At 74.6% G+C, this 1,376-nt stretch carries 3 protein-coding genes; 1 reads left to right on the top strand and 2 read right to left on the bottom strand.

The window, feature by feature from the left end; genetic code table 11:
* On the top strand, positions 1–377 hold a 377-nt coding region (locus tag ACFQ87_RS46465; protein ID WP_380617089.1), incomplete at its 5' end, for an SDR family NAD(P)-dependent oxidoreductase.
* A gap of 53 nt (positions 378–430) precedes the next feature.
* Here ACFQ87_RS46465 and ACFQ87_RS46470 read toward each other — a convergent pair.
* Both ACFQ87_RS46470 and ACFQ87_RS46475 read right to left on the bottom strand, forming a co-directional pair.
* Positions 431–1,057 (bottom strand): histidine phosphatase family protein, encoded by a 627-nt coding sequence (locus tag ACFQ87_RS46470; RefSeq protein ID WP_380617090.1) that lies wholly within the window; start codon positions 1,055–1,057, stop codon positions 431–433.
* Positions 1,058–1,123: 66 nt separating this feature from the next.
* On the bottom strand, positions 1,124–1,376 hold a 253-nt coding region (locus ACFQ87_RS46475), incomplete at its 5' end, for an aldo/keto reductase (protein WP_380617091.1).

Raw genomic sequence — 1,376 nt, forward strand, 5'->3', positions numbered from 1 at the left:
CCCTGGCCGCGCAGGACGACATCGGCGCCGCGTCGATCATCAACGTCTCGACGGCCGGCACGCTCACCCACCCGCCGTACGCCTCGCTCTACGTCGCCTCCAAGAGCGCGGTCAACGCGTTCACCATCGTCGCGGCCAAGGAACTGGGCCCGCGCGGCATCCGGGTCAACGCGATCATGCCCGGACCGTCGGACACCGAGGGCACCAGGGCCATGGGATTCCCCGGCTCGGCCCAGGAAGCGCAGGCGATCGCCGACACCCCGCTGGGGCGAACGGGCACCCCGGACGACTACGGCCCGCTGGTGACCTTCCTGGCTTCCGAGGACGCGCGCTGGATCACCGGGGACGTCATCCTCGCTTCCGGAGGCATGCGCTGACACCCCGTCCGTTCGGCTGCGGGCTCCGCCGCCTGCCCGCGGTCGGCGGGCCCTCAGATCCGCAGCTCCGGCGGGAAGCCCGTCCAGCGAAGTTCCTCCGGCAGGTGGGCCTGGTCGTTGAGCAGGAGCACCGAGGAGGGGCGGCCGGGGGCGAAGCGGAGGACGGTGAGGGCGGCGTTGGCAGCGTTGAGTCCGAGCCAGCGCCAGGCGGGGGCGTCGAGGGTGTGGCGGACGAGCCAGCCGATCAGGAAGGCGTGGGTGACGACCAGTTCGTGCCGGTCCTGCGCTCCCTCGACCGGGCCGGTGAACCGGGCGGCGGCCCGGCGGGCCAGGGCCCGGCCGTGCGCGGCCTCCTCGGCCGTGGTGTCGGCGAGGAAGTGCAGCAGGAACTCCGCACTGTCCTCGGGTAGTTCACTGCCCGGGGGCAGGTGCGGGACGTAGTCACCGGCCTCCTCGCAGACCGACACCGCCACCCCGCCGCCCAGTTGCTCGCCGATCAGCCGTGCGGTCTGCACGGCCCGGGGCAGCGGGCCGTGGTGCACCGCCGTGAGCGGCCGGTCGGCGAGCCGGCGGCCGAGGAGGACGGCCTGGCGGCGGCCGGCGGCGGTGAGGCCGCTGCCGTCCGGGGCGGCTTCGCCGTGGCGGGCGAGGTAGAGGTAGCGGGTGGCTGTGTCGGACATGCGGCGGGGCTCCTCAAGGACGGGTGATGTGACGGAGCGACGCAGCCGGGCCGGCGGTGGTTCCGGTCAGCCGGTGTGGGCCTGGTCCAGCAGGGCCAGTTCCTCCGCCGTCAGCCGGACGGCGCCGGCGGCGATGTTGTCCTCCAAGTGGGCCACGTCGCCGGTGCCGGGGATGGCGAGGACGTGCGGGCCGCGGTGCAGCGTCCAGGCGAGTCGGACCTGCGCGGTGCTGATGCCGCGGGCCCGGGCCACCTCCTGGACCTGGGCGGGTTCGGTCTCGGGGGGGGGGGCCTGCCTCTTTGCCCCCTCGATGGTGGAG

Source organism: Kitasatospora sp. NPDC056531 (assembly GCF_042794375.1).
Lineage (GTDB): Bacteria > Actinomycetota > Actinomycetes > Streptomycetales > Streptomycetaceae > Kitasatospora.